At 41.9% G+C, this 25,400-nt stretch carries 30 protein-coding genes; 15 read left to right on the plus strand and 15 right to left on the minus strand.

Going from position 1 to position 25,400, the window contains the following annotated elements:
• Positions 1 to 104 precede the first annotated feature (104 nt).
• The 6 genes from L1D51_RS00005 to L1D51_RS00030 all read left to right on the plus strand — a co-directional run bounded on the left by L1D51_RS00005 (position 105) and on the right by L1D51_RS00030 (position 3,686).
• Positions 105 to 779: a PspA/IM30 family protein gene (locus tag L1D51_RS00005; RefSeq protein WP_054561117.1), complete on the plus strand. Its 675-nt coding sequence runs from the start codon at positions 105 to 107 to the stop codon at positions 777 to 779.
• A gap of 10 nt (positions 780 to 789) precedes the next feature.
• The gene (locus L1D51_RS00010) at positions 790 to 996 is read left to right on the plus strand and encodes a PspC domain-containing protein (protein ID WP_054554145.1); all 207 of its coding nucleotides are present in this window, start codon (positions 790 to 792) and stop codon (positions 994 to 996) included.
• Between the two features lie 9 nt (positions 997 to 1,005).
• The gene (locus L1D51_RS00015) at positions 1,006 to 1,332 is read left to right on the plus strand and encodes a hypothetical protein (protein WP_054554146.1); all 327 of its coding nucleotides are present in this window, start codon (positions 1,006 to 1,008) and stop codon (positions 1,330 to 1,332) included.
• Between the two features lie 80 nt (positions 1,333 to 1,412).
• Positions 1,413 to 1,919 (plus strand): copper chaperone PCu(A)C, encoded by a 507-nt coding sequence (locus L1D51_RS00020; RefSeq protein WP_239961961.1) that lies wholly within the window; start codon positions 1,413 to 1,415, stop codon positions 1,917 to 1,919.
• Positions 1,920 to 1,927: 8 nt separating this feature from the next.
• Entirely contained in the window at positions 1,928 to 2,914 is a 987-nt protein-coding gene (locus tag L1D51_RS00025; RefSeq protein ID WP_054561115.1) for a DUF2333 family protein, read from the plus strand.
• A 4-nt stretch (positions 2,915 to 2,918) separates the two neighbouring features.
• Positions 2,919 to 3,686, plus strand: coding sequence for a TIGR04219 family outer membrane beta-barrel protein (locus L1D51_RS00030; RefSeq protein ID WP_054561114.1), 768 nt, complete (start codon positions 2,919 to 2,921; stop codon positions 3,684 to 3,686).
• Between the two features lie 33 nt (positions 3,687 to 3,719).
• Here L1D51_RS00030 and L1D51_RS00035 read toward each other — a convergent pair whose 3' ends face one another.
• Entirely contained in the window at positions 3,720 to 4,607 is an 888-nt protein-coding gene (locus L1D51_RS00035; RefSeq protein ID WP_054561113.1) for a TIGR03899 family protein, read from the minus strand.
• A complete protein-coding gene (locus tag L1D51_RS00040; RefSeq protein ID WP_235575457.1) occupies positions 4,576 to 5,082 on the minus strand; it encodes an SRPBCC family protein in 507 nt (168 codons plus the stop codon). Before L1D51_RS00040 ends, L1D51_RS00035 begins: the two co-directional genes overlap by 32 nt.
• A gap of 259 nt (positions 5,083 to 5,341) precedes the next feature.
• Here L1D51_RS00040 and L1D51_RS00045 point away from each other — a divergent pair, with 259 nt between their 5' ends.
• A complete protein-coding gene (locus tag L1D51_RS00045; protein WP_054561111.1) occupies positions 5,342 to 7,537 on the plus strand; it encodes a bifunctional diguanylate cyclase/phosphodiesterase in 2,196 nt (731 codons plus the stop codon).
• 121 nt (positions 7,538 to 7,658) lie between these two features.
• The gene (locus L1D51_RS00050) at positions 7,659 to 9,836 is read left to right on the plus strand and encodes a YgiQ family radical SAM protein (protein ID WP_054561110.1); all 2,178 of its coding nucleotides are present in this window, start codon (positions 7,659 to 7,661) and stop codon (positions 9,834 to 9,836) included.
• A 78-nt stretch (positions 9,837 to 9,914) separates the two neighbouring features.
• Here the strand turns inward: L1D51_RS00050 and mgtE are convergent, their stop codons facing one another.
• The 12 genes from mgtE to L1D51_RS00110 form a co-directional block, all read right to left on the minus strand.
• Entirely contained in the window at positions 9,915 to 11,273 is a 1,359-nt protein-coding gene (gene mgtE / locus L1D51_RS00055; protein ID WP_054561109.1) for a magnesium transporter, read from the minus strand.
• A 211-nt stretch (positions 11,274 to 11,484) separates the two neighbouring features.
• Entirely contained in the window at positions 11,485 to 11,757 is a 273-nt protein-coding gene (locus tag L1D51_RS00060) for an HPr family phosphocarrier protein (RefSeq protein WP_054561108.1), read from the minus strand.
• A gap of 13 nt (positions 11,758 to 11,770) precedes the next feature.
• Positions 11,771 to 12,616 carry an RNase adapter RapZ gene (gene rapZ, locus L1D51_RS00065; RefSeq protein ID WP_054561107.1) on the minus strand — a complete coding sequence of 282 codons (846 nt, stop codon included), beginning with the start codon at positions 12,614 to 12,616 and terminating at the stop codon, positions 11,771 to 11,773.
• A complete protein-coding gene (gene ptsN / locus L1D51_RS00070; protein ID WP_054561106.1) occupies positions 12,617 to 13,069 on the minus strand; it encodes a PTS IIA-like nitrogen regulatory protein PtsN in 453 nt (150 codons plus the stop codon).
• A gap of 3 nt (positions 13,070 to 13,072) precedes the next feature.
• Positions 13,073 to 13,360, minus strand: a complete 288-nt coding sequence (gene hpf / locus L1D51_RS00075) for a ribosome hibernation promoting factor (RefSeq protein WP_036971325.1) — start codon at positions 13,358 to 13,360, stop codon at positions 13,073 to 13,075.
• 27 nt (positions 13,361 to 13,387) lie between these two features.
• Positions 13,388 to 14,884, minus strand: coding sequence for an RNA polymerase factor sigma-54 (locus tag L1D51_RS00080; RefSeq protein WP_054561104.1), 1,497 nt, complete (start codon positions 14,882 to 14,884; stop codon positions 13,388 to 13,390).
• A gap of 107 nt (positions 14,885 to 14,991) precedes the next feature.
• Positions 14,992 to 15,717 carry an LPS export ABC transporter ATP-binding protein gene (lptB, locus tag L1D51_RS00085; protein ID WP_054561103.1) on the minus strand — a complete coding sequence of 242 codons (726 nt, stop codon included), beginning with the start codon at positions 15,715 to 15,717 and terminating at the stop codon, positions 14,992 to 14,994.
• Positions 15,714 to 16,235 (minus strand): lipopolysaccharide transport periplasmic protein LptA, encoded by a 522-nt coding sequence (lptA, locus tag L1D51_RS00090; RefSeq protein ID WP_239961970.1) that lies wholly within the window; start codon positions 16,233 to 16,235, stop codon positions 15,714 to 15,716. Before lptA ends, lptB begins: the two co-directional genes overlap by 4 nt.
• Positions 16,225 to 16,779: an LPS export ABC transporter periplasmic protein LptC gene (lptC, locus tag L1D51_RS00095; protein ID WP_062566531.1), complete on the minus strand. Its 555-nt coding sequence runs from the start codon at positions 16,777 to 16,779 to the stop codon at positions 16,225 to 16,227. The genes lptA and lptC overlap by 11 nt, the downstream gene beginning before the upstream one ends.
• On the minus strand, positions 16,776 to 17,327 hold the full coding sequence (gene kdsC / locus L1D51_RS00100) for a 3-deoxy-manno-octulosonate-8-phosphatase KdsC (protein WP_054561100.1): 552 nt from the start codon (positions 17,325 to 17,327) through the stop codon (positions 16,776 to 16,778). The genes lptC and kdsC overlap by 4 nt, the downstream gene beginning before the upstream one ends.
• Before the next feature lie 3 nt (positions 17,328 to 17,330).
• Positions 17,331 to 18,302: a KpsF/GutQ family sugar-phosphate isomerase gene (locus tag L1D51_RS00105; protein ID WP_239961972.1), complete on the minus strand. Its 972-nt coding sequence runs from the start codon at positions 18,300 to 18,302 to the stop codon at positions 17,331 to 17,333.
• Positions 18,303 to 18,305: 3 nt separating this feature from the next.
• Entirely contained in the window at positions 18,306 to 19,274 is a 969-nt protein-coding gene (locus tag L1D51_RS00110) for a calcium/sodium antiporter (protein WP_239961980.1), read from the minus strand.
• A 248-nt stretch (positions 19,275 to 19,522) separates the two neighbouring features.
• Between L1D51_RS00110 and L1D51_RS00115 the strand changes: the two genes are divergently transcribed.
• From L1D51_RS00115 to murA, 7 genes are read left to right on the plus strand one after another with little or no spacing between them, the layout of a single operon-like run.
• On the plus strand, positions 19,523 to 20,341 hold the full coding sequence (locus L1D51_RS00115; protein ID WP_082401555.1) for an ATP-binding cassette domain-containing protein: 819 nt from the start codon (positions 19,523 to 19,525) through the stop codon (positions 20,339 to 20,341).
• On the plus strand, positions 20,334 to 21,113 hold the full coding sequence (gene mlaE / locus L1D51_RS00120) for a lipid asymmetry maintenance ABC transporter permease subunit MlaE (protein ID WP_054554167.1): 780 nt from the start codon (positions 20,334 to 20,336) through the stop codon (positions 21,111 to 21,113). The genes L1D51_RS00115 and mlaE overlap by 8 nt, the downstream gene beginning before the upstream one ends.
• A 13-nt stretch (positions 21,114 to 21,126) precedes the next feature.
• Positions 21,127 to 21,675, plus strand: coding sequence for an outer membrane lipid asymmetry maintenance protein MlaD (mlaD, locus tag L1D51_RS00125; protein ID WP_054561096.1), 549 nt, complete (start codon positions 21,127 to 21,129; stop codon positions 21,673 to 21,675).
• 2 nt (positions 21,676 to 21,677) lie between these two features.
• Positions 21,678 to 22,355 carry an MlaC/ttg2D family ABC transporter substrate-binding protein gene (locus L1D51_RS00130; protein WP_055199192.1) on the plus strand — a complete coding sequence of 226 codons (678 nt, stop codon included), beginning with the start codon at positions 21,678 to 21,680 and terminating at the stop codon, positions 22,353 to 22,355.
• Positions 22,348 to 22,641 carry an STAS domain-containing protein gene (locus L1D51_RS00135; protein ID WP_054561094.1) on the plus strand — a complete coding sequence of 98 codons (294 nt, stop codon included), beginning with the start codon at positions 22,348 to 22,350 and terminating at the stop codon, positions 22,639 to 22,641. The genes L1D51_RS00130 and L1D51_RS00135 overlap by 8 nt, the downstream gene beginning before the upstream one ends.
• 5 nt (positions 22,642 to 22,646) lie before the next feature.
• Positions 22,647 to 22,904: a BolA family protein gene (locus tag L1D51_RS00140; protein ID WP_054554171.1), complete on the plus strand. Its 258-nt coding sequence runs from the start codon at positions 22,647 to 22,649 to the stop codon at positions 22,902 to 22,904.
• Between the two features lie 15 nt (positions 22,905 to 22,919).
• Positions 22,920 to 24,179 (plus strand): UDP-N-acetylglucosamine 1-carboxyvinyltransferase, encoded by a 1,260-nt coding sequence (gene murA, locus L1D51_RS00145; protein ID WP_054561093.1) that lies wholly within the window; start codon positions 22,920 to 22,922, stop codon positions 24,177 to 24,179.
• 67 nt (positions 24,180 to 24,246) lie between these two features.
• On the opposite strand, the gene L1D51_RS00150 is transcribed toward murA, so the two are convergent.
• Positions 24,247 to 25,329 carry a trypsin-like peptidase domain-containing protein gene (locus L1D51_RS00150; RefSeq protein ID WP_054561092.1) on the minus strand — a complete coding sequence of 361 codons (1,083 nt, stop codon included), beginning with the start codon at positions 25,327 to 25,329 and terminating at the stop codon, positions 24,247 to 24,249.
• Positions 25,330 to 25,400 lie beyond the last annotated feature (71 nt).

Raw genomic sequence — 25,400 nt, forward strand, 5'->3', positions numbered from 1 at the left:
ACTCAACTCATTGTATATAAATGATAATTTTAATTTATTCGTTAGTTGGCACAAGAATTGGAATCTCCTAGCTGTATTAACCCAATAATCAACAGGAGAGTCACATGGGTGTATTAAATCGCGTAAATGACATTATTCAGGCAAACCTTTCTGCAGCATTAGACAAAGCTGAAGATCCTGAAAAGTTACTTAATCTACTCGTGCAAGAAATGCAGGATGCACTGACCGAATGCCGTGCAACTGCTGCGACATTTTTAACGCAAGAAAAGCAAATGAAGCGTGAAATTGCAGCGAAACAAGCGAAAGTAGCTGACTGGCAAGCGAAAGCAGAAAAAGCGTTGAGTAAAGATCGTGATGATCTTGCCAAAGCAGCATTAGTTGAAAAGCAGCGTTTAACGACAGAAATCGAAGCGCAACAAGCTGAAATGGATAAAGTGGCAGAGTCACTCGCTAAATTGACAGAAGATTGTCAGCGTTTACAAAACAAGCTTGCAGATGCAAAAGCCAAACAGCTGACTTACATGCAAAAAGAACGCGTTGTTACAGCACGCTTAAAAGTAAAAGAGCAGCTGCATAGCAGTAAAGTTGAAGATGCATTAGCGCGTTTTGACTATTTAGAGCAGCGCGTTGAAAACATTGAGTCGCAAGTTGAAGCGTATGAACTTACACAAAGTGATGCTGCAAATTCAACAGCAGCACAATTCGCTGCCCTTGAGAAAGATGAAGCAATCGATAAAGAGCTTGCTGACTTGAAAGCAACGATGAAGCAGTCGGCTTAGGAGGTTAATAATGAATACTTATCACACATCGACACGTTGGTACCGTGATCTGAGTAATAAAAAGATCTCGGGTGTGTGTAGCGGACTCGCTGCGCGCTTGGGCTTCCCTGTATGGTCAACACGTTTGGTCATGATCATATTACTTATTCAAATGCCGCTGTTAATAGGCGTGGGTTATTTAGTGGCTCATTGCACTTTACCAGTGAAAGGTTACTAGGAGTAGGACATGAAAACGTTAGCTATCATCATTTTGGCAATGTTATTACTATGCACTGATGCGGTTTCATTTGTATCGTTTGACTCATGGCAATTACCTTTATCAATTGCTGATATGAGTTGGGCTGGGCTTGAGGTCATCGGTGCAATAGTGGCAGTCATTGCCGTCGTTGCAGGTGTTGCGCTATTCACTATTGGGCTGCTAGGCGCAGGTGTTGTTGCTTTGATTGGTGTTGTGCTTGCGTTTTTATTTGGCTCAGTAATGATTGCATGGCCACTTTTACTCATCGCAGCATTATGCTGGTTGATTGCCGATAACAAAAAATCGCCAGCTTAAGGTACTAATAAACTGCCTTAATACATAAAATATGCTAAATTTAGCGGGTAAGTTAATGTCTTAACAAGGATTAAAACATAATGAAACTGTGGCCCGCACTCTCTTTTCTTACCGCAAGTTTATTCTTTAGTACTTTTTCATCTGCCCATAGTGGCCATGACCATAGCGATGTTGCCGAGGTAACTGTAAGCAACGCGCAGGTACGTGAATTTTTACCAGCCAGTAAAGCCAGCGTGGCTTATTTAACTATTACTAACCCAAGTGAGCATGCAACGGTATTAACTAAAGCTGAGCTTGATGGTTTAAGACGTGTTGAAATTCATCAGCATACTCATGTTGATGGCATGATGAAAATGGAACAGGTTTTATCATTAAAGATTGATGGTCACAGCAGTGTTGAGTTTAAACCGGGTGGTTATCACTTAATGGTGTTTGAACCTGAAGATCAACTAAAAGCAGGGCAAGAACGAAAACTCACGCTATATTTTAATGATGGCAATCGAGTTTTTACTCAAGCCAAGGTTGTGTCTTTACAAGAAATGTCTGAGCAGGCATCAAAAAAAAGTAAAGAGCACTCACATCACTAGGAGGTATTATGTCTGAGCATAAAGGAAAAATAGCCAGTGCATTACTTATTATACTAATTATTTTTTACGCGATTGCTGTTTACTGGAGTAGTGAACCAGCTCGTATGGATGTTGTTAGCAAGGCAAAACAGGAAGCGCAAATGCGCGGTGAAAAGTTTGTCACCGGCTACACAACAACAACTACGTTGATCAATGTGGCAAGTACATTATTAAATAAGCCTGGCGGCTACTTATCTAACGATATGATGCCACCAAGTGTAATGATGGATAACATGCCGGCGTGGGAATATGGCGCGCTTGAGATGACCCGAGATTTAGTGTTGTCGATGCGTAAAGACTTCAGCCGTTCACAGTCTCAATCAACTGAGCACGAAGCTCTTAAAAAAGCACAGCCGCAATTTAATATAAGCTCGGTAGCATGGGCATGGCCTAGCGCAGAAACTGAATATCAAAAGGGTATTGATTTACTGGTTGTGTATCGCACTCAAATTGCGGATCAGAACGATCGAGATAGCCAGTTTTATGCCCGGGCCGATAACTTACGTGGCTGGTTAAAAGAAGCTGAAAAGCGCTTAGGTAGTTTAAGTCAGCGTCTAAGCGCAAGTGTTGGCCAAGATCGTTTGAACACTGATTTAGCTGGCGATACTGCAGCTCATCAAGCAACATACACCCCTTTGCAAAGCCAAGTAAAAACATCTTGGTGGCAAATTGATGATGTATTTTATGAATCGCGTGGTGCAACGTGGGCATTACTGCACTTTTTACAAGCGGTTGAATATGATTTTGCTGATGTCTTAGAAAAGAAAAATGCTCGTGTTAGTCTGCAACAAATTATTCGTGAATTAGAGGCCACGCAAGAAACTGTGTGGAGCCCAATGATCTTAAATGGCAGTGGTTTTGGTTTTGTTGCTAACCACTCACTGGTCATGGCGAATTATATTTCTCGAGCCAATGCGGCTCTAATTGAACTTAGCGAACTTTTAGCGCAAGGATAAAATGATGAAAAAGTACTGTTTAGCAGCTGCCCTTTCAATGGCCTGTTTAGCTCCAACAGCGCAAGCTGATACATTATTAGGTTTATACCTAGGTGTTGATGGCTGGCAATCAGATAACAGCGGTAGTTTTGCTCAAGACGGAAATCTACAAAGCTTTAAATTTGATGATGAAACGTTTACGAGCTACTACGCAGCACTTGAGCACCCAGTGCCGTTAGTACCAAACATTAAACTAAAATACACTGAACTTGAGTTAAATGGTGATACAACACTTGATGAAACATTTAGTTTTGGTGGTTCTGATTATGTGGTAGGCACACAAGTAGGCACAGTAAGTGATTTATCACATGTTGACTACATCCTATATTACGAAATCTTTGATAATGATTTGGTTTCAATTGATTTAGGTGTAAACGCTAAACAATTTGACGGTGAAATTACGGTAACGGGTACATCGCAAGATGGTGGCCAAAACACGACTGAGCGCGTTGATTTTTCTGGTTTCGTACCTTTAGTGTATGGTCGTGCTGAAGTTGGTTTGCCGTTAACAGGTTTAAGCGTATTCTTTGAAGGTAGCTTACTGGCTATCGACGATAGCAAAATTCAAGACTACCAAGCGGGTGTTGCATACGCTTTACTTGATAACTTAGCAATTGATATGGACATTAAAGCGGGTTACCGCTCAATGACTTTAGAGCTTGATGATATTGATGATATCTACACAGATTTAGATGCATCAGGCCCATTTGCGGGTATTCAAATCCACTTCTAATCGAGTTTTTCGGTTTATATTTAGCTGGCAGCTTTATTTTAAAGTTTGCCAGCTAACTTCAAATTCATCTTCTAATGATGTTGAAAGTATCTGCTTATAAGCCTTATTTATTGGCGATGCGATTAGCTTTCTTAACTCGTCGCCCGTTTGTGTAAATTTATAATAACTGAGTACTAAGTCATTACTTTTTGCTTTTAAAACCAAGCGTTGATTCATAAAGCTCAGTACTAGTTCTTGGCCTGCTTTTAAAACCGCTGATTCGATTTCTTTTCGATACAGTAAGTTAATATCCATCAGAGTAAGAATATCAGGAAAGCTAACAGGGGTTTTCCCTAAATTAAATGACACCTTGTTACCTTTTCTAAGTAAATCAAACAGCGAAGGCTTCTTGTAAAAGCCGAGTAAAATTAAGTGGCTGTTATCTTTTTCATTGAAGCCACACAGTGATGTACAGCGCTGAAGGGCATCTGCTTCGCGCTGAGTCATGTGTTTAAGTGTTTGTAAGCTTTTAATCGAAAAGGTGCCCGGTGACACGGTTTCACCTGCGAGTATTTTTGCCCATAGCTTTTGCATTGAAGAATTAGCTGTGTCTTCACATAAACTAATAAAGCGCTCTATCCAATCAAAATCTGGCTGTTGTTGGCCTGTGACATCGGGGCAAAACGCCATAGCCATCGCCATAATAGTTTCGATATTTTCTTGGCGTTTAATGAATTGAATTTCTTGGCGAGTTTGAGCGCGCTCTAAAAGGCTTGCTTGCGCTTTAATTTGATAAGCTAACTGCTGTTGACCTTGTGCTGAATAGCTGTCATCACCAGCATGGTTGATCCTAGCCGATGATGCCTTATGAATAGGGTAGCCAAGCTGGTTTTCTATGATATTAGCAAGATTAACTCTCGCCTGAGCTGCTTTCACTGTCATCGGTCACACTGTCCTTGCCTGTTGTTGCTAACTGCGCATGAGTTTTGATGTTATTGAGCGCTAGTTTTACTGTGTTATTGAGAATATACTGGCTTAGTAAAGCAAGGTAGCCACCAATAATAGGGGTGTTGACCTCACCTTTTAATGAACACTCAATGTTAACGTTATCGCCTTCAGGTAAATAGCGAATTGTGCCTTGGGCAATGTGTTCTTTATTAAATAAGATATTAAATGAAAGCTGGCTGTTGTCGAGTTGGGTGATGGTCATTTCACCTTCGCCAAAGCGACTTTGCCAAAATTGATGTGCACCTACACCTTGGCTAGGTTCTGCAATGGTAAATTTAATACTCGGGTCGACAGCCTGCCATGGTTGCCATTTAGGCCATTGATTAAAGTCGCCTATAAGGCTTGCAATCTCAGCACTACTCGCATTCACTTTAATTGATTTGTGAACAGTATATTGCGGTGAAAGCATGAGCCCAATCACAAGTGAGATCAGAATGCTGATAAAAATCGCTTTTAGGGTAAAAATGAGTATTTTAATAATCTCACCTCAGGCAATTGTTTTATAACTTTCATAACATTATACGTAACATAGACTATAATCTGTTTGATACTATATAAGCTATCACTAATGTATCATAGTTAAATAAGTGATAGAATTTTGAGCATCGCTGTAAAATGGAGTGGCGCCATAGTTACAGTATTACGGGGATCACTCTAAGGAATTATTAATGGCATCAGAGAGTAACGACTTTTTGTTTAGTGACCAAGATGACGAACAGTTAGTGGATGAAACTGTCTCTGATTTTTGGGACGTATTAATTGTCGATGATGATCCAGAAATACATTCAGTTACTAAGCTTGCCCTCTCAGGCGTAGAGTTTTGGGATAAAGGGCTGCGATTCCATCATGCCTACTCAGGTGCAGAAGCGCTCGAATTACTTAAAAATGACCATACGATTTCGGTAATACTCCTTGATGTGGTTATGGAGTCAGATGATGCTGGCTTGCAAGTTGTAAAGCAGGTTAGAGAGTGCCTCAATAATCACAATGTGCGCATTATTTTACGCACCGGACAACCAGGCTATGCACCTGAAGAAAAAGTGATCCGCGAATACGATATTAACGACTACAAAACAAAAACAGAACTAACACGTAGTAAACTTATCACTGCCCTTGTAACGGCTATTCGATCTTATGAGCAAGTATGTCAGCTCGAATTTCAAAGCCGCGCGTTAAATAATATTTTGTATGCATCTAAGGCTATTCTTGGTTTTACTGATATCAAAGCCTTTTCAATGGCAGTGATTAAGCAGCTCTCAATTATTTTAGATTGCGAACCGCAAGGTTTACTTTGTGGTTCTATCGAAGATGATAACCAGGTTTATGTTTTAGGTGGTTGTGCTGAATATAATGAGTTTATTGGCCAGGGTATTGAGCAGCTTGATGATGGCCGTATTATCATGCAAGTTAATAACTGCCTAGCCCAAGGTGAGCATCAGCACACCGATGTAGACAGTACGTATTTATTAAAAAGCAAAAACCGCCAAGCAGCTATTTACTTAGAAACCGAGCACACACCAAGTCCTTCACAACTACAATTTGCAGAGATATTTTTAACCAATGTCAGTGTTGGTCTTGATAATGTTAGGTTGTTCAACCGTTTACGTGATGCAGCTTATAAAGATGTTTTAACTGGCTTATCGAATCGTAATGATTTCATGAATAAAGTGGAGCGTTACTACCAGCCGGGTAAAAGTGACTATGTCTTTTTATTAATTGATGTTGCGCAATTCTCAGATATTAATAATGGCTTAGGCCAAGAGATTGGTAACTTATTACTAAATGCCATTGTTGATAGGCTACATCAAGAATACCCAAATGCAAAGCTGCTATCGCGCATTGGTGCAGATGTGTTTGGCTTACTGTTACCCGTTGGTGAATGTGATGTTGAGCTACTACGCGAGCATTTAAGTTTGCCGTTTAATGCCGGTGAACACATTTTACCAATCAACTTTAATATTGGCCTATGTTATCAAGGTGATTTCTTACAAGCAGGGATCGAGACCTTAAAGCTGGGCTACATTGCGCTTAACCAAGCTAAAAAACAATCTTCTGAAATGGTGGTGACGTATACCCCAGACATGGAAGAGAAAATGGCTTGGCGTTTAGGGATCATCAGACAGCTTCGTCAAGATTTTGAGCAGCGTAAATTAGAGGTTTGGTTTCAGCCACAACTTGATTTAAATACACTTGAAATCATTGGCTGTGAAGCGCTACTGCGTTGGCCGTCAGGTAATGGCCAGTATATTTCGCCGGCGATTTTCGTTCCAATGGCTGAAGATGCTGGTTTAATTGTTGATATAGGGCAATGGGTGCTAGAGCAAGCATGTATGCAGCAAAAGCGCCTCGAAGCAATGGGCTTTGCAATTAGCATTGCTGTGAATGTTTCAGTGCCGCAGTTTAAAGTTAAAGGCTATGCGCAGCAGGTTAAAGACACTTTAATTAAGTACGATGTAAAGCCGCAATTTATTGAACTCGAAGTGACCGAAAGCGTGGTAATGGATGAGCTAGCTAATGTGATCACCACATTAAAAGAGCTTAAAGAGTTTGGTATCGAGATTGCGATTGACGACTTTGGTACAGGGTTCTCATCGTTAAGTTACTTGCAAAAACTTCCGCTAGACAGACTTAAAATAGATCGCGCCTTTATTAAAGATTTACCAGGTCAAGATTGTCAGGCGATTGCTGCGTTAATTATTTCTCTTGGTGCAAGGTTAGGCTTAAAAACCATAGCTGAAGGGGTCGAGACACAAGCGCAAGCAGATTATTTAGCCCAGCTTGGCTGTGATGAAGTGCAAGGCTTCATGTATGCTAAGCCTATGCCAGAAAAAGAGTTAATTACCTACCTGCAAGCTAAACAATAGAAAGTTTCAACAAAAGCATATTAATTAAACAGCGCCCTCCCATGTGAAGGGCGTTTTGTTTTCTATAATAATCTATAAGACTGAGGTATAATTCGCCCCTTTTGTTAGCAGAGTACACTTTATGAGCGCATTAAAAGCCGAGCGAGGCCTGTTTTCTTACCCTAAGTATTGGGCTGAATGCTATGGCACGGCGCCATTTTTACCAACCACTCGTGCAGAAATGGACGCGTTAGGCTGGGATAGCTGTGACGTGATCATTGTCAGTGGTGATGCGTATGTAGATCACCCAAGTTTCGGTATGGCTGTGATAGGGCGTATGCTTGAGTCACAGGGTTTTCGTGTGGGTATAATTGCACAGCCTGATTGGAACTCAAAAGATGCCTTTATGGCGTTAGGTAAGCCTAACTTATTCTTTGGTGTTACAGCGGGTAATATGGACTCGATGATCAACCGTTATACTGCTGAAAAGCGTATGCGTCATGATGATGCTTATACGCCGGGTAACATAGGCGGTAAACGTCCTGACCGTGCGGTAGTTGTATACAGCCAACGCTGTCGCGAAGCTTATAAAGATGTGCCGCTGATCATTGGTGGTATTGAGGCGAGTTTACGCCGTATTGCTCATTATGATTATTGGCAAGAAAAAGTACGCCGTAGCGTATTGTTTGATGCCAAAGCTGACATTCTAATTTACGGTAATGCTGAGCGCCCACTTGTTGAAGTTGCCCACCGTATTGCCGCGGGTGAGTCGGTTGAGACAATTCAAGATATTCGTGGTACTGCGGTTATTCGTAAAGAACCATTACCGGGTTGGCGTGGTAGTGACTCAACTGCAATAGATAAAATAGGTAAGATTGATCCAATTCCAAACCCGTATGGCGCAGATGATGTGGGTTGTAGTAAATCTGAATTTAAAAAAGCAGGTATTGATTTAAGTGCCGAGGCGGCTAAGCCAATCACTATTCAGCCAGCTCGTCCTAAGCCTTGGGAAAAGACCTACGTTAAGCTACCAGCGTATGAGCAAGTAAGCGTGAATAAACCGCTTTATGCCCATGCCTCGCGTATTTTGCACCAAGAAACAAACCCAGGTTGCGCCCGTGCGTTATTTCAACGCCATGGAGACCGTTCTATTTGGGTTAACCCGCCTGCATTTCCGCTTGAAACTGAAGAAATGGATGGCGTATTTGGTTTGCCATATCAGCGTATTCCGCACCCAAGCTACGGCGATGAAAAAATCCCAGCCTATGAAATGATTAAAACCTCGGTGAACATCATGCGTGGTTGCTTTGGTGGCTGTTCTTTCTGTTCGATTACAGAGCACGAAGGACGTATTATTCAAAGCCGTTCTGAGCAATCAATTATTGATGAAATTGAACAAATTCGTGACAGAGTACCGGGCTTCACTGGGGTTATCTCTGACTTAGGTGGACCGACAGCGAATATGTACAAGTTGCGCTGTAAGAGTAAAAAAGCAGAGAGTACATGCCGACGTTTATCATGTGTTTATCCTGATATCTGTAAGCACATGGACACGGATCACACCCCAACTATTGAGCTTTATAAAAAAGCCCGTGATGTAAAAGGTGTAAAGAAAATTTTGATTGCGTCTGGCGTACGTTATGACTTAGCTGTAGAAGACCCTCGCTATGTAAAAGAGTTGGTTACCCATCACGTAGGCGGGTACTTAAAAATTGCCCCTGAGCATACTGAAGATGGTCCATTGTCTAAGATGATGAAGCCGGGCATGGGAGCTTACGATAAGTTTAAAGAGCTATTTGATAAATACTCAAAAGAAGCGGGTAAAAAGCAGTATTTGATCCCGTATTTTATTTCTGCTCACCCAGGAACGAAAGACGAAGACATGGTGAACATGGCGTTGTGGTTAAAGTCTAATGACTTTAAGCTTGATCAAGTGCAAAACTTTTATCCATCGCCGATGGCCAATGCAACCACGATTTATCACACTGAGATGAACTCGCTGCGTAATATTAAGAACAATACTGAGCAAGTGCCTGTTCCAAAAGGCGCACGCCAGCGTCGCTTACACAAAGCGATTTTACGTTACCACGATCCTGCTGGTTGGCCGATGATCCGTGAAGCACTAAGAAAAATGGGCAAAGCGAATCTAATCGGTAAAGGGCCGAACTGTTTGGTACCTGAAGAAGGTCGTAACGAGAAAGCTGCTAGAGGAAAGGGCGGTAAAGGCCGTGCGGCACTGACTCGTCACACCGGTTTTAGCCAGTTTAAAAAGGCCAATACCAAACCTCGAGTAGGTAAAAATAAGCAGCGCGCAAAGTAAATAGATATAAATACGGCCCTTTAAGGGCCGTTTTTATTTATACCAATTCGCTTAACTAAGTATTATTGCGAATTGGTATTAGATCAATAACCAAGTCGCGGTGCCTAAAAAGGCAAAGATACCAACAATATCAGTGACGGTTGTCAGCACTACGCTCCCTGCAAGGGCTGGGTCAATTTTCATTTTCTTAAGAATTAATGGAATGCTCGCACCCGCAATACCAGCGGCAACAAGATTCATAAACATTGCAAAGGCCAGCACTGCGCCGAGTTTAAAGTCCCACTGCCATAGGGCAACCACACCAGCAATTAATATCGACCAAATAATGCCATTCAGTGCGCCAATCGCTAACTCCTTAAGTAATAAGAAGCGTTGGTTGGTTTGGTTGATATGACCAACCGCTATACCACGAATAACCAGAGTTAGGGTTTGGCTACCCGCAACACCCCCCATTGAAGGGACGATACCATTGAGTACCGCTAAAATAGGCAAGATTGCTAAGGTGTTTTCGAAAAAGCTTGCCACAATGGCTGCTAACAATGCGGTTAATAAGTTAACCCCAAGCCAAATAGAGCGACGCTGCGAACTTTTTAGCACTGGCGCAAAGGTATCTTCTTCGTCGTCAAGACCAGCGAGGCTTAGCATGCTGTGCTCTGCATCTTCACGGATTACGTCAACGATATCATCAATGGTAATACGACCAAGCAAGTGAGCGTTATCATCCACAACAGGCGCTGAAATCCAGTTGTGACGCTCGAACAGTTGCGCTACATCACTTTCATCCATAGAGATTAGGATTGACTCACAGTCTTCATCCATTAAATCACGAACAATTTTATCTGAAGGACTGGTCAGCAATGTAGTTAATGAAAGCGCGCCTAAAAAGCAGTTATGCTTATCAACTACATATAAGTCATCGGTACCCTCTGGTAGCTCACCTCGTAAGCGTAAATAGCGCAGTACAACATCGAGAGTAACGTCAGGACGAATGGTGACCGTATCGCTGTTCATCAAGGCACCGGCTGAGCGCTCTTGATAAGAAAGTGCTTGAGTTGCTCTCTCTCTATCTTGCGAATCCATGGCACTGACAACGTCTTGATATACGGTATCAGGAAGACTACGTAAAACCTCACCTAAGTCATCGTCGTCCATATCTTCAGTGGCAGCAGCAATGTGCTCAGGCTCCATCTGGGCAATAATGCCAAGACGTACATCTTCAGAGAGTTCTTCTAGAACATCACCACGGACATCTGGATCAACCAGCTGCCAAAGCATACGACGAATTTTATGGGGAGAAGATTCAAGTAAAAGGGCTGTATCACAAGGTGCCGTTTTGGCTAACATACCGCGCACTTGAACAAATTGACCACTATTGAGTGACTTGGTCACTTGTTTGAGTTGTTGTAGTGGGTAATCTTGTTCAAAGGCTTCTGGCATTGGCGTCCTTACAACTGAAAAAAGTTTAAATAGGCTAAGCAAATACAGCATAGTTGCTTTGTAGTGTATTTGCAGAGATATCGTCGCACTGCGATAAATTTATTAAGAGTTTTGTAATTTAGAAAAGCGAGCGATATAAAAGTAGGATATTTAAAGGGAATTTTAAATATCCGAATTAAGTTTACCGTAAACCTTGAAGTCTTAGCAAATGCTATTCTTGCTCGTGGAAGCGTTGTGCAATTAATTCGCCGATTGCCGTTAATGCAGCATCGGCGTCAGGGCCTTCGCACACAACGCGAACTTCTTTACCCTGACTACTTTCAAGTAGCATTAATGCTAACACGCTGTCGCCTTCAGCTTCTTTATCATCTTGATAAAGCGTAATTTTGGCATCAAATTGCAGTGCTAATTGCGCTAAAACAGTAGCAGCACGAGCATGTAAGCCAAGTTTGTTTTGAATTAAAAAGGTATCTTCAGCGTGCATTGTTGGTGCCTAATTAAATGTCTTGTTCGCGGTGGCGAATTTTTACATTAGCATGGCTTTTGGCAAAGCTCTCACCAATTGTTTGCGCTAAGTAAACAGAGCGATGCTGGCCGCCGGTGCAACCAATAGCAATGGTCAGGTAACTGCGGTTATTACGCTCTAAATGTGGCAACCAAGTTTGCACAAAGGTTTGTATTTGCCAAGTGAACTTTTGCACTATGCTGTGGCTAGCTAGGTAATCTTTTACTGGTTGATCAAGGCCAGTTAGTGGCTTTAAATCAGGTTCCCAGTGTGGGTTAGGTAAAAAGCGTGCATCAAAAACGTAGTCAGCTTCTTTTGGAATACCATGCTTAAAGCCAAACGACATAAAAGTAATAATTAGCTTTTTATCTTTTTTACCTAAAATCTTTTCGCGAATTGATTCTGCTAACTGATGAACACTCAGATCAGTGGTATCAATCATAAAGTCAGCGCGAGTGATCAACACATCAAGCAGGATTTTTTCTTGTTTAATGGCCAGATCAAGCGGCAAAGAATCAATAGATAGTGGATGCAAGCGGCGTGTTTCTGAAAAGCGCTTGATCAGAGTTTGGTCATCACTGTCTAAATAGAATAGTGTTGGGTTTGCGAAACCTGGCAGGTACTCAAGAATATCATTAAATTCTTGCTGCTCTTTCGGTAAGTTACGTACGTCGATACTGACCGCTATTTTATCGTAGTTATCAGACACACTACGTACGAGCGAAGGCAGTAAATTAACCGGAATATTATCAACGCAATAATAGCCTAAGTCTTCAAGTACTCGTAAAGCGACCGATTTACCTGAGCCTGAGCGACCGCTGATAATTATTAATTCCATTTATGCCTCTGCTGATATGACCTGAAACAGTTGCTGATCGGTAGTAGCACTACGCAGCTGTTTACAAAATTCTTTATCTTTAAGTCTATCAGCAATTGTTGATAAGGTCTTTAGGTGAAGCTGACAGTCACCATCTGGTACGATGAGTGCCACAAAAATATCAACTGGACGATTATCAATTGCATCAAAATTAATAGGGGATTCACTCACTATCACAAATGCATGAGGCTCATCTGCGCCGCTCATTCGGCCATGTGGAATAGCAATACCTCGGCCAATGCCGGTGCTACCTAGTTTTTCTCGGTTGAGTAAAGCATCTAGGATATCTTGTTGCGATAAATGAGGAAGCTGCTGGTGGGCCAGTTCGCTGATATATTCAAGAATTCTTTTTTTGCTATTAAAAAGGACCGCAGCTTTGCTGCAGTCCTGGTTAGTAAGTGAACTTAGTTTCATAATTTAATGTCGAGCTAATTTCTCTTTGTGTTTAATGACTTGGCGATCAAGTTTATCGATCAGTGAGTCAATGGCTGCGTACATATCTTGATGTTCTGTAGAAGCGAACAATTCGCCTCCGTTTACATGTAAAGTTGCTTCTGCTTTTTGGCTTAATTTTTCTACATCTAGAATGACATGAACATTATTAATATGGTCAAAATGCCTTTCTAGTTTTGCAAACTTGGTGTTTACATAGTCTCTTAATGAATCTGTGATTTCTACATGACGACCAGTTAAATTTAGTTGCATAAGCATTTTTCCTTCTATGTAAAACGTCTAAATCAGACTCTTACGCTGATTAGACGGAGGTATTGCTAGAGACTCACGATATTTTGCAATTGTACGTCTAGCTACTTTAATTCCTTGCTCAGCCAATATATCTGCAATTTTGCTATCACTCAATGGTTTAGCTGAGTTTTCTGCAGCGACTAACTTCTTGATTAAAGCGCGTATTGCTGTAGAAGAACACTCACCACCATTTTCGGTGCTGACATGGCTTGAGAAGAAATATTTCAACTCAAAAATACCCCGTGGGGTATGCATATATTTTTGCGTTGTTACCCGTGAAATCGTCGATTCATGCATTTCGACCATTTCAGCAACATCATTTAGCACCATCGGCTTCATTGCCTCAGGGCCATGCTCAAAGAAAGCTTGTTGTTGTTGAACGATACAGTTGGTCACCTTTAATAGCGTATCGTTACGGCTTTCTAAGCTTTTAATAAACCACTTTGCTTCTTGTAAGTGAGAGCGAATAAATTGGCTGTCGCTACTTGATTTAACAGAGCGAGACATAGCTGCATATTGGCTGTTCACTCTAATCTTTGGCATACAATCTGGGTTTAACTCGACTACCCAGCGGCCTTTCACTTTTTTCACTGATACATCAGGTATAACGTACTCAGATTCTTCGCGTACTATGCTATCCGCAGGCTTAGGATTTAAGCTGTGGATGAGCGTCATCACTTCTTTAAGCTCGTTTTCTTTAAGCTTAGTCTTTTTCATCAAAGTTCGATAGTCGCGACTCGCTAATAATTCGATATGCTCAGATAAAACCATTTTAGTTTCAGCTAAATATGGCGTATCGGCATCGAATTGGCGTAGCTGAATGCACAGACATTCTTGTAAACTGCGCGCGCCAATACCCACAGGATCAAATAACTGAATTCTTTTTAAGACCGCTTCGACTTCATCAAGTTCGATTTCTTCTTCATCGTTATTTTGATTAAAGCTTTCGACGATATCTTCACAGCTTACCGTTAAAATACCTGAATCATCGATAGCTTCTACAATTGCCACAGCAATCGCTTCATCAGTAGGGCTAAATGGCGTGAGCTGTAATTGCCACATTAGGTATTCGTGAAGGGTTTCGGTTGATGCACCTTGATAGATAGATTCATCTTCAGGCATTGGCCCTGACGATGTTGAAGGGGCGGCACTCATGTACTCATCCCAAGTAACATCCATGGCTAAGTCATCGCTTACGGTGTCTTTATTGAGAGCATCACTACTTTCTTGCTCGTACTCGCTAGGTGCTTCTTCGGCAGACGCGCTGACTTGCACATCGTCAGACTCCGCTTTTTGCTCATTCTTGCCGGTGCTTTCTTCATTGTAATCCGCTTCTTCCACTTCAAGTAGGGGATTACTATCAAGCGCTTCTTGAATTTCTTGCTGGAGATCCAATGTACTGAGCTGCAACAAACGAATCGCTTGTTGCAGTTGTGGAGTCATTGTAAGTTGCTGGCCCATGCGCAGCTGTAATGATTGCCTCATGTATCCCTAACAATCCTTTTTAAGTTATCGATAACTGTAAAAACACAGTTATCGATTTATTGTCATTGTTATAAGTCTAGCAGATGCTCTAGTCGCTGGCGTAATGGTTACAGCCTGAATTGCTCGCCTAGATATACATCGCGTACAGTTTGGTCTGCTAATACGTGCTCAGGTGTGCCTGATGCAATTAGCTCCCCATGAGAAACAATGTAGGCTTTTTCACAAACATCAAGGGTTTCTCGAACATTATGGTCAGTAATTAGTACACCGATACCACGATTTTTTAGGTGCTCAATAATTTTCTTTATATCTAACACTGAAATTGGATCAACACCAGCAAAAGGCTCATCTAAAAGGATAAATTTAGGATTAGCGGCTAATGCGCGAGCAATTTCTACACGGCGTCGCTCACCACCTGACAGCGCCATACCTTGGCTGTCACGAATGTGTTGAATACTAAATTCATCGAGTAAGCTATTAAGTGTTTCTTCGCGACCTGCTTTGTTTAGATCTTTACGGGTTTCTAAAATAGCCATCAAGTTTTGGTAAACCGTTAACTTTCGAAAAATTGACGATTCTTGTGGCAGATAGCCGATACCTAAGCGGGCACGATTGTGCATTGGCAAAAGGGTAATATCGTTATCATCAATGCTGATTTTACCTTTGTCGCTAGGTACTAAGCCTACAATCATATAGAAGGTGGTGGTTTTACCTGCACCATTTGGGCCAAGCAAGCCAACAATGCTGCCCGCTTCAACTTCAAGGCCGACATTTTTAACCACTTGGCGGCCTTTGTAGCTTTTAGCTAAAAGCTCTGCTTTTAATGTGCTCATGGTTGGCCTTTATTATCTTTTTTATTTTCAACAGGCACTAAAATAGTGTGTACACGATCTGTTGAGTTTTCGTCTTTTTCAGCACTGATCAGCTGCTGTGCCATATCATAGGTAATGCTTTTTGCTGTTACTTTTTGACCTGCTTGAGTAACTTCAGCTTCACCATTTAAGGTTAAGAAGCGTTTTGCAACATCATAACTAACTTCTTCGGCGCTGGCGCTCATCACGGTGCCATCAGTTTGCTTTTCTTCGAAGTAAGCAGGCTTACCTGTGGCAATAATTAACTCTACTGTACCTTCGGTGTCACCGCCGTGTGCTTCAAGGCGTTCAGCGGTAATACGACGATTACCATGCACGATCTCTACGTTACCTTCGAATATGCCAACGCCATCTTTTAGTTTACCTATTTGGCGATCTGAGCTAATGCTAATCTGAGCGCCTGTTTGTTCGGCAGCTGCGCCCGAAAAGGCAATCAATAAGCTTGGGATCAGGAGTAATTTCTTCAGTTTATTGGTCATAGTATATGGTTCGTGTATGGTTAGTTAACTCAACAATTTCGGTTTTTAAATCGGCTTTTAAGCCTTTACCGGTAATCTTTAAATTCGGTCCTGTTAGTGTCACAGGTTGCTTAGAAAACATGGTCATTTTATCAATATCGACATTAATGTTTTCTGCTTTTATATCTTCAATCATGCCGTTGTGGGTTAAGTTTTTAGCAACTACATCCCCTTCAAAAATCAGCTGATCGTTTTCATACAATGTGGCTTCTTTGGCTTTTACTTGCCAAACCTGCTGGTCGCCATAAATAGTAAAAATAGGTTGCTCAAAAAAGGTAAACCCTAATTGTTGATACAACTCCATTTTAGCAGCAGCCACTTTATGACTAATTTTGCCTTGCTCATCATACGCTGTTTGCTTTAACGCCACAGCAGTGTAATCAGGTGTTGCGATGATCTCGTCTTCACTAGTTATTGTGTCTGTTGATTGGTTAAAGTACGGGTACCATAACCACACCATGCAACAAACAAAAACAATACTCAGTAAAATACGGGCTATATTCATGCGCTGGTTCCATCGCTAGTTAACGGCTTACCGTTTTCTAACATCAGTAAATCAGTTAATTCACGCACAGCTCCAAAGCCACCTGGTAATAATGTGGTGTAATGAGCCAGCTTTTTAATCAGTGGGTGTGCGTCGTTTACAGCAACAGCAAACCCTACTTTTTCCATTACTGGTAAGTCTGGACCATCATCACCAATATAGGCAATTTGTTCATCAGTCAGCCCCAGTTTATCTTTTAACTCTTGATAAGCAATCAGCTTATCTTCTTGTCCCTGATAAATGTGCTGAACTGTTAGGCTAGTCATTCGCTGCTGAACTATTTGTGAATGGCGGCCAGTAATCACTGCCACTTCAAAGCCACTATTAATGAGCGCTTTAATACCAAAGCCATCTTTAGTATTAAATGCTTTAAGCTCTTCGCCATCATTACCTAAATAAATTCGGCCATCAGAAAAAACACCATCTATATCACAGATTAGCAATTTTACTTTTTGTGCGCGCTGACTCACATCAGGGCTAAGAGGCTGGTATAGCTCGGCGAATGTCATTGCTTAGAGAACTCCTGCTTTTAATAGGTCTTGCATATTAAGGGCACCAATTGGCGTATTACTTTGATCTACCACAATTAAACCATTGATACGTTTACGTTCCATAATGTTTAAAGCTTCGGCTGCAAGCATGTCAGGGCGAGCAGTTGTACATGAACGGGTCATCACTTGGCTAATTGCAGTGCTATGGATATCGATGCGCTGTTCTAAAATACGGCGTAAGTCACCATCAGTGAATAATCCGACTAACTTTTTGTCTGCTCCGATTACAGCGGTCATACCAAGGCCTTTGGCTGACATTTCGATTAGTGCGTCTTTAATGCTTTGGGTTTCGCTAACGATTGGTGTGGCGTCGCCTGCGTGCATCACATCATCTAATGTAAGCAATAAACGTTTACCTAAGCTGCCACCCGGGTGTGAAAGCGCAAAGTCATCGGCTGTGAAACCACGGGTTTCAAGTAATGCAACCGCCATTGCATCGCCCATAACCAAGGTTGCAGTAGTACTTGCAGTTGGCGCAAGGCCTAACGGACATGCCTCTTGGCTTACTTTAATGCACACATGAACATCAGACAGTTTTGCCATGGTTGAGTCTGGGTTGCCTGTTAGTGAAATCATCTTTGCGCCAATGCGCTTAATAACAGGGATAATGCTGAGTACTTCGCTGGTCTCACCTGAGTTCGAAATACACATCACCACATCATCACGGGTGATCATGCCTAAATCACCGTGGCTTGCTTCGCCAGGGTGAACAAAAAATGCAGGTGTGCCAGTACTTGCAAGGGTCGCCGCAATTTTATTACCAACGTGGCCTGACTTGCCCATACCAATCACAATAATACGACCTGTACATTGGAACATTAATTGGCAAGCGCTATCGAAATCTTGATTTATATATTGCTCAATTTCTTGTAAAGCTTGTGCTTCAATTTCGAGTACGCGCTTACCCTGCGCGATAAAGCTAGGTTGTGTCATTAATTATCCTACTTGGCTGAAAATATAGCCCTGATATGCAATAAATGCGACTAACAAGAAGCCACCTTCTACTCTATTGATACGACGAGCACCTTTAAAGTTCAATGACATGGCAATCAACACAATCGTTGCTGCAATCATGATAAGTGCATCGCGGTTTGCCGCAGAAGGGTCAATAATTGACGGATTGATAATACCTGCAAGTGGTAATACGGCGAGTAAATTGAAAATGTTTGAGCCAACGATATTCCCGAGCGCTAAATCGTCTTCGTTCTTTAATACCCCAGCAATACAGGCTGCCAGCTCTGGTAGGCTGGTACCAATAGCAATTATGGTTAAACCTATTACAAGGTCTGATAGACCAAAATATTTCGCAATATCAACGGCTGATTCAACTAAAAAGTGTGAACTAATTGGTAATAAAATCATGCCGATGACTAACCAAAATACGGCAGATTTGGTACTGACATCATTCGGAACATCTTCACATGCTTCGCTGACGAATGGGTCATCTTGGTTTTTAGCACGCAGAGAAACAATAACTAAACCACCAATAAACACAGCAAAAGCAATCATCAAGGCAATGCCTTCAGCGAACGAAAAATAGTTATCTGAGAACACATACCAAGCGGCTACTGAGATTAACAGTACCAGTGGCATTTCGCGTTTAAGTGTCATTGAAGATACTGAAAGAGGGCGTAGTAAAGCTGTGACACCAAGTACAAGTAAGATGTTAGTAATGTTAGAGCCGACCGCATTACCTACCGCAGTATCTGTTTTATCAGCAAGTGCTGCCGATGCAGATACCATCATTTCAGGGGCTGATGAGCCCATAGCAACAACGGTTAAACCAATGATTAGGGTGGGGATCCCCATATTTTTTGCGAGTGCAGCCGCCCCATAAACAAACCGATCGGCACTCCAAACGAGTGCAGCAAAACCAATAATTAAAATGACAAAAGAAGTCACCATTGTGATACGCCAACATTACTTATACAGATGACTGCAAATAGTAACAAAAGCGAACCTGAAAGTATAAGTAAAAGAATGGGCTGGCGAGCATAAAGCGTGCTTAGCAAGGAAACTAAATTTCAGGTGTCGTTAAGCTCTTTGCAGCTAGCTTTAGAATTTATTGATAGAAAATATTACAAAATTTTACGATTTGTTTTTTCCATCTTGACTAAAAAACCCTTAAAATGGCAAAACTAGTGAAAAACGTTATGGAGAGCGACTTGTCGCAATCAATAGTAGAAATCAAGGATGTAACCTTTTCACGGGGCGATAGAATCATATATAAAAATATGAGTTTTAACATTCCGAAAGGCAAGATTACCGCTATCATGGGACCAAGCGGCATTGGTAAAACCACCATGTTACGCTTAATTGGCGGTCAGCTTAAGCCTGATTCTGGTGACATTTTATTTGAAGGCAACAGCATTCCTGGCATGACTCGCAAGGAACTTTATGCTGCCCGCACCAAAATGAGTATGCTGTTTCAAAGTGGCGCTTTATTTACCGATATGTCAGTGTTTGACAATATCGCCTTTCCTTTGCGCGAGCATACTCAACTCAGCGAAGATTTAATTCGTCTTGTCGTTTTAATGAAATTACAAGCTGTCGGTTTACGTGGTGCGCAAGACTTAATGCCGTCTGAGCTTTCTGGTGGTATGGCTCGCCGTGCTGCTTTAGCGCGTTCAATTGCTCTTGATCCAGAGCTTATTATGTACGATGAACCATTTGCTGGCCAAGACCCTATCTCTATGGGTGTGTTAGTTAAGCTAATAAAATCACTGAATGAGGTGCTAGGTTTATCATCACTTATTGTGACCCATGATGTAACAGAGGTGATGAGCATTGCTGATCACGTGATCATCATTGCTGATCAAGGGGTGATAGGCGAAGGTTCACCAGAGCAAATGCAAAACCATGAATCTGAGCTTGTGCAACAGTTCTTAAATGGTTTATCGGATGGTCCTGTACCATTCCATTTCCCAGCTCCTGCGTATGATGATGAATTACTAGGAGTGCATAATGCTTGATCTATTCCAGAAGTTAGGTCACAAAACATTAGGGCGCTTTGCCGCGCTTGGTCGTTCAACTCAGATGCTGTTTGGTGCACTCGTTAATGTGCCGAACTTCAAAAAAGGCACGCCTTTACTTGTTCGCCAATTATATATGGTGGGCTCGCAATCTCTTTTAATCATTATGGTGTCAGGCTTATTCATCGGTATGGTGCTCGCCCTGCAGGGTTACACCGTATTAGTAGGCTATGGTGCTGAAGATAGCTTAGGGCCTTTAGTGGCATTGAGCTTATTACGGGAGTTAGGCCCTGTAGTAACTGCGTTACTGTTTGCAGGCCGCGCCGGCAGTGCACTTACTGCTGAAATTGGTTTAATGAAAGCAACCGAGCAATTATCAAGTTTAGAAATGATGGCGATTGATCCACTTAAACGCATTATTGCACCGCGTTTTTGGGCTGGTTTTATCAGTATGCCATTACTTGCATTAATATTTTCTGCGGTTGCTATTATCGGCGCTCATTTAGTGGGTGTTGATTGGCTTGGTGTTGATTCAGGAAGCTTCTGGTCAATCATGCAAGCGCAAGTGTCGTTTCAACAAGATATTGTGAACGGCATGATTAAGAGTTTTGTATTCGCCATGATTGTGACCTGGATTGCACTTTACAAAGGCTATGACTGTGTTCCTACATCTGAGGGGATCAGTAAAGCGACAACAGAAACCGTTGTGCACTCGTCATTGGCAGTATTAGGTTTTGACTTTATTTTAACAGCGGTAATGTTTACCAGCTAATTAGGGTATAAAGATGAATTCACGGAAATTAGAAATATTAGTTGGCTTTTTTGTAGCCCTTGGTATCGCTGCATTTGCATTATTAGCATTTAAAGTTGCGAATGCCGGCATTAGTGGTAGTGGTGAGACTTACCAACTGAACGCAAAGTTTGAAAACATTGGTTCTTTAAAAGCACGTGCGCCGATTAAAGTAGGTGGTGTAGTTGTTGGCCGAGTTGAATCAATCTTTATTCACCCAAAAGAGTTTGTGCCTGTGGTAAATATGGCGATTGATGCAAATTACTTATGTAAGTTTTCAGACACAACATCAATCTCTATTTTGACATCAGGTATTTTAGGTGAGCAGTACTTAGGCATTAACCCTGTTATTGCCCCTGAATCTGCTGAGCAACGCTGTATGGGTGAAGATGTAACAGCAAGTGAGCATGATACAGATCTAGATGATCTATTTGGTGTTGAAAGCAAAGCGCTTGCAGATGGTGACTACATTACTGATACAAAATCAGCGCTTGTTTTAGAAGAGTTAATCGGTCAGTTCTTATTCAACCAGGGTGGTGAATAATTATGTTTAAGAAGTTTTTATTATGTATTGCTGTGCTGTTTAGCCTAAACGCACAAGCCGCTGAACCTAAGGTTGATTTAAAAGACCCGTACAAAATGGTTCGTACAGTGTCAGATAATACTTTTGCACGTATTACCAAAGACCAACCTCTTATCGCGAAAGACAAAGAGCATCTTCGCGTTATTGTAGAAGAAGAGCTAATGCCTTACATTGACTACAAGTATGCTGCACTGCGCGTACTAGGTAATCACGTGTCAAAGGTGCGTGCTATCGAAGATAAAGAGGAAAAAGCGAAAGCGATTAAAGAGTTACAACGCTTCATTGAGGTTTTTCAAAAGTATTTAATTGCTACTTACGCAGGTGTGTTTACTCAATACACTAATCAAAGCGTTGAGTTTGCTCCGCCTCAGCCTTTCAAAGGCCAAGATGTGGTGGTTGTTAAAACTAAGATTGTTGAAGCCGGTAAACCTGATATCAGAATCGACTTTAAAGTACGTGAAGACCGCAGTGGTGACTGGGGCGCGTACGATATGATCGCAGAAGGTATTAGTTTGCTTGATGCTAAACAAAGTGAATTACAAGGTATTTTACGCCAACATGGTCTAGATTATGTAAGTGACTTACTAGAGCAGAAGAGCCAACTGCCAGTGCAATTTAGAGGTGATGGTGGCGATGAGTAAAGTCGAGATTACTCAACTTGAAGATAACCAGTTTCGAGTCAGTGGCGAACTGACTCGAAATTCAATTGGCCGTGAACGCCTTCTGAACGCCAAGCCAGATTCTAGCCATAAAACATGGTATTTTGACCTTTCTGGGCTATCTAGGGTTGACACAGCGGGCTTAGCTTGGTTAATTCACTCTTTCGCAGAATTAAAGCAGCAAGGTATTCACCTTGAACTGCAAAATAGCCCTGAACAATTGCAAAATTTAATGCAATTGGGTCAGGTCACAAACTTATTTGAGTGAGATTTATGGAAACAAGCCAAGTCGAAACGTTATTACGCGACGAACTAAAACTAGATGAAGTGATTGTTAAAGCAAATGGTAGCCACTACGAAGTGATTGCTGTTGGTGAGTGTTTTGATGGTTTATCTCGCGTGAAGAAGCAACAGTTGGTTTATGCTCCGTTAATGTCAACAATCTCAGACGGTACAATCCACGCTGTATCTATTAAAGCGTTCACACCGACTGAATGGAAACGCGAACAAAAATTTATTTTACCTCAATAGTCGCAGGGCCTCCTAATGGATCAATTTGTTATTCAAGGTGGCACCTCGCTGGCAGGTGAAGTCACTATTTCTGGCGCTAAAAATGCCGCTCTTCCAATTCTTTTTGCTGCGCTTTTAGGGCAGGGCAAAAGTACCTTTAGTAATGTTCCTCGTTTACGCGATATTGGCACCACAGAAGCCTTGTTAAAAACACTGGGTGCAAATGTAGAGTGGCAGCAAGACAAGCTAATCATTGATGGTGCGACGGTTGATAAAACGCTTGCACCGTACGATCTGGTAAAGCAAATGCGTGCCTCAGTACTTGCATTAGGTCCTTTAGTTGCCCGTTTTGGTGAAGCGCAAGTATCACTGCCTGGTGGTTGTGCAATTGGTGCTCGCCCAGTTGATATCCATATTCAAGGTCTTGAGCGCATGGGCGCTATCATCAAGGTTGAAAATGGTTACATCAACGCAAAGGTTGATGGTCGCTTAAAAGGCGCTGAAATCTTTATGGAGATGGTCAGTGTTGGCGCAACAGAAAACTTACTGATGGCAGCAACGCTGGCTGACGGTAAAACAGTACTTGAAAATGCAGCTCGCGAACCTGAAATTACCGATCTTGCTAATTGCTTAATTGCGATGGGTGCGAAGATCAGCGGTGCAGGCACTAGCCGTATCGAAATTGAAGGGGTTGAGTCACTATCGGGTTGTGAGTACAGCATTCTTCCTGATCGCATTGAAACAGGCACTTTCTTGGTTGCGGCGGCAATGGCTGGCGGTGAAGTGCTTTGTAAAAATACAGACCACCATAGTCTTGATCCTGTGATTGAAAAGTTGCGTGCTACCAATGCCTTGGTTGAAGTCACTGATAACAGCATTTACCTTGATATGCGTGGCCGCGAACTAAAAGCGGTTAATATTAAGACTATGCCACACCCGGGTTTCCCTACCGATATGCAAGCGCAATTTACAGCTTTAAATGTGGTAGCGAAGGGCAGTGCAACCATCACAGAAACGATTTTCGAAAACCGTTTTATGCACGTGCCTGAGTTACAGCGTATGGGCGCAAACATTCGCTTAGAAGGTAATACAGCAATTTGTGGGGATACCGAAAGCTTATCGGGCGCACAGGTAATGGCAACTGATTTACGTGCCTCGGCAAGTCTGATTCTTACTGGCATCGTTGCTCAAGGTGAGACTATTGTTGACCGCATCTATCACGTAGATCGTGGTTATCAACGCATTGAAGATAAGTTGAGTGCTCTAGGTGCCAATATCAAGCGTCGTTCAAGCTAATCGCTAAGACTTATATAAAAGGCCTAACATCAGTTAGGCCTTTTTTATATCTGTGTTGTTTCAGTAACTACTGCTCGTCTTCGAGTTCAGCAACAGTTACCATCACTTTTAAGACTTTACCATCGCGGTAAATCTCAAATTCAAGCTCTTTACCTGGTTCTGTATTCGCAAGTTTCTCGAGCACTTGTTGTGGGTTGGCTACAGGAATACCGCCAATTTTGATTACAATGTCAGTTTCTCTGATGCCTGCTTTCCAAGCTGGGCCAAATGGATCAAGTTGAGAAATACGCATGCCTGCAACAGGTGTAAAGCTATCGCTTACATCTTTGCCCGTGCTATCAATACCTGTGCCACTGAAGCCTAAATAGCCACGAACGACACGACCATGTTTGATTAGCTTATCCATCACATCTTTGGCAATCGAGTAAGGTACCGCAAAAAAGATACCCTGAATATCGAGATTTTCATGAGTTTTAAATTGTGCCGAGGTAATACCGACTAAGTCACCTCGTGAATTGACTAACGCGCCACCTGAGTTACCTACGTTAATCGCAGCATCCATCTGTAACAGGCTGCTGTAAGGGCTATCGATTAAGTTTTGTTTACCCGTCGCACTGATTATACCTTGGGTAATGGTTTGGCCTAAGTTAAGCGGGTTTCCAATCGCTAAAACAACATCACCAACACGTGGCTTAAATTTATCATTTACTGGAATTTTTGGTAAATGCTCAGCGCTGATCTTTAATAGCGCTAAATCTGTTTGAGTATCAAAACCAATCACTTGTACATCATAAAAGCGACGGCCATCAGCCAGCGTGACGATAATGAGATCGGCATTTTTAATTACATGGTAGTTAGTCAGAATATAGCCGTCTTGGGTCATGATCACACCAGAGCCAAGAGCTTGAACGGTGTTTTGGCGTTTATAGCGCGGTTGATTGGAAATGCTTTCTGAAAAAATAGTAACAACCGACGGTGCTGCTTTTTGCACTGCATCAGCAAAGCTCATGTGCTCTGATGATATCGCCGCAGGTAAATTCATATCTGGTAACAGTGTGGTACGAAGGCTTGGGCTAAATAACACCACTAAAAAGGCAATGCCTAAACCGGTGAAAAGCGGAGGAAGGATAAATTTAAAAAGTTTTAGCACAGTATTCTTATTATCAGTGAGCAATCCCTTAATGATGGCACAAAAAAAATAACAGCGGCAAGCACCGCTGT

It is taken from the genome of Pseudoalteromonas shioyasakiensis, from assembly GCF_022398475.1.
Taxonomy (GTDB): domain Bacteria; phylum Pseudomonadota; class Gammaproteobacteria; order Enterobacterales; family Alteromonadaceae; genus Pseudoalteromonas.

Bases quoted from the DNA above. Each gene is read 5' to 3' on its own strand.
- L1D51_RS00040 (WP_235575457.1), bottom strand. From the start codon at position 5,082: ATGCTTTCACCGCAATATACTGTTCACAAATCAATTAAAGTGAATGCG.
- mlaD (WP_054561096.1), top strand. From the start codon at position 21,127: ATGAATTCACGGAAATTAGAAATATTAGTTGGCTTTTTTGTAGCCCTT.
- L1D51_RS00105 (WP_239961972.1), bottom strand. From the start codon at position 18,302: ATGACACAACCTAGCTTTATCGCGCAGGGTAAGCGCGTACTCGAAATT.
- L1D51_RS00010 (WP_054554145.1), top strand. From the start codon at position 790: ATGAATACTTATCACACATCGACACGTTGGTACCGTGATCTGAGTAAT.
- L1D51_RS00020 (WP_239961961.1), top strand. From the start codon at position 1,413: ATGAAACTGTGGCCCGCACTCTCTTTTCTTACCGCAAGTTTATTCTTT.
- L1D51_RS00110 (WP_239961980.1), bottom strand. From the start codon at position 19,274: ATGGTGACTTCTTTTGTCATTTTAATTATTGGTTTTGCTGCACTCGTT.
- L1D51_RS00140 (WP_054554171.1), top strand. From the start codon at position 22,647: ATGGAAACAAGCCAAGTCGAAACGTTATTACGCGACGAACTAAAACTA.
- L1D51_RS00035 (WP_054561113.1), bottom strand. From the start codon at position 4,607: ATGACAGTGAAAGCAGCTCAGGCGAGAGTTAATCTTGCTAATATCATA.
- lptB (WP_054561103.1), bottom strand. From the start codon at position 15,717: ATGAGCACATTAAAAGCAGAGCTTTTAGCTAAAAGCTACAAAGGCCGC.
- kdsC (WP_054561100.1), bottom strand. From the start codon at position 17,327: ATGACATTCGCCGAGCTATACCAGCCTCTTAGCCCTGATGTGAGTCAG.
- L1D51_RS00045 (WP_054561111.1), top strand. From the start codon at position 5,342: ATGGCATCAGAGAGTAACGACTTTTTGTTTAGTGACCAAGATGACGAA.
- hpf (WP_036971325.1), bottom strand. From the start codon at position 13,360: ATGCAACTAAATTTAACTGGTCGTCATGTAGAAATCACAGATTCATTA.
- mgtE (WP_054561109.1), bottom strand. From the start codon at position 11,273: ATGCCAGAAGCCTTTGAACAAGATTACCCACTACAACAACTCAAACAA.
- L1D51_RS00130 (WP_055199192.1), top strand. From the start codon at position 21,678: ATGTTTAAGAAGTTTTTATTATGTATTGCTGTGCTGTTTAGCCTAAAC.
- L1D51_RS00030 (WP_054561114.1), top strand. From the start codon at position 2,919: ATGAAAAAGTACTGTTTAGCAGCTGCCCTTTCAATGGCCTGTTTAGCT.
- L1D51_RS00135 (WP_054561094.1), top strand. From the start codon at position 22,348: ATGAGTAAAGTCGAGATTACTCAACTTGAAGATAACCAGTTTCGAGTC.
- L1D51_RS00005 (WP_054561117.1), top strand. From the start codon at position 105: ATGGGTGTATTAAATCGCGTAAATGACATTATTCAGGCAAACCTTTCT.
- rapZ (WP_054561107.1), bottom strand. From the start codon at position 12,616: ATGGAATTAATAATTATCAGCGGTCGCTCAGGCTCAGGTAAATCGGTC.
- mlaE (WP_054554167.1), top strand. From the start codon at position 20,334: ATGCTTGATCTATTCCAGAAGTTAGGTCACAAAACATTAGGGCGCTTT.
- L1D51_RS00025 (WP_054561115.1), top strand. From the start codon at position 1,928: ATGTCTGAGCATAAAGGAAAAATAGCCAGTGCATTACTTATTATACTA.
- murA (WP_054561093.1), top strand. From the start codon at position 22,920: ATGGATCAATTTGTTATTCAAGGTGGCACCTCGCTGGCAGGTGAAGTC.
- L1D51_RS00015 (WP_054554146.1), top strand. From the start codon at position 1,006: ATGAAAACGTTAGCTATCATCATTTTGGCAATGTTATTACTATGCACT.
- ptsN (WP_054561106.1), bottom strand. From the start codon at position 13,069: ATGAAACTAAGTTCACTTACTAACCAGGACTGCAGCAAAGCTGCGGTC.
- L1D51_RS00060 (WP_054561108.1), bottom strand. From the start codon at position 11,757: ATGCACGCTGAAGATACCTTTTTAATTCAAAACAAACTTGGCTTACAT.
- lptA (WP_239961970.1), bottom strand. From the start codon at position 16,235: ATGACCAATAAACTGAAGAAATTACTCCTGATCCCAAGCTTATTGATT.
- L1D51_RS00080 (WP_054561104.1), bottom strand. From the start codon at position 14,884: ATGAGGCAATCATTACAGCTGCGCATGGGCCAGCAACTTACAATGACT.
- lptC (WP_062566531.1), bottom strand. From the start codon at position 16,779: ATGAATATAGCCCGTATTTTACTGAGTATTGTTTTTGTTTGTTGCATG.
- L1D51_RS00115 (WP_082401555.1), top strand. From the start codon at position 19,523: ATGGAGAGCGACTTGTCGCAATCAATAGTAGAAATCAAGGATGTAACC.
- L1D51_RS00050 (WP_054561110.1), top strand. From the start codon at position 7,659: ATGAGCGCATTAAAAGCCGAGCGAGGCCTGTTTTCTTACCCTAAGTAT.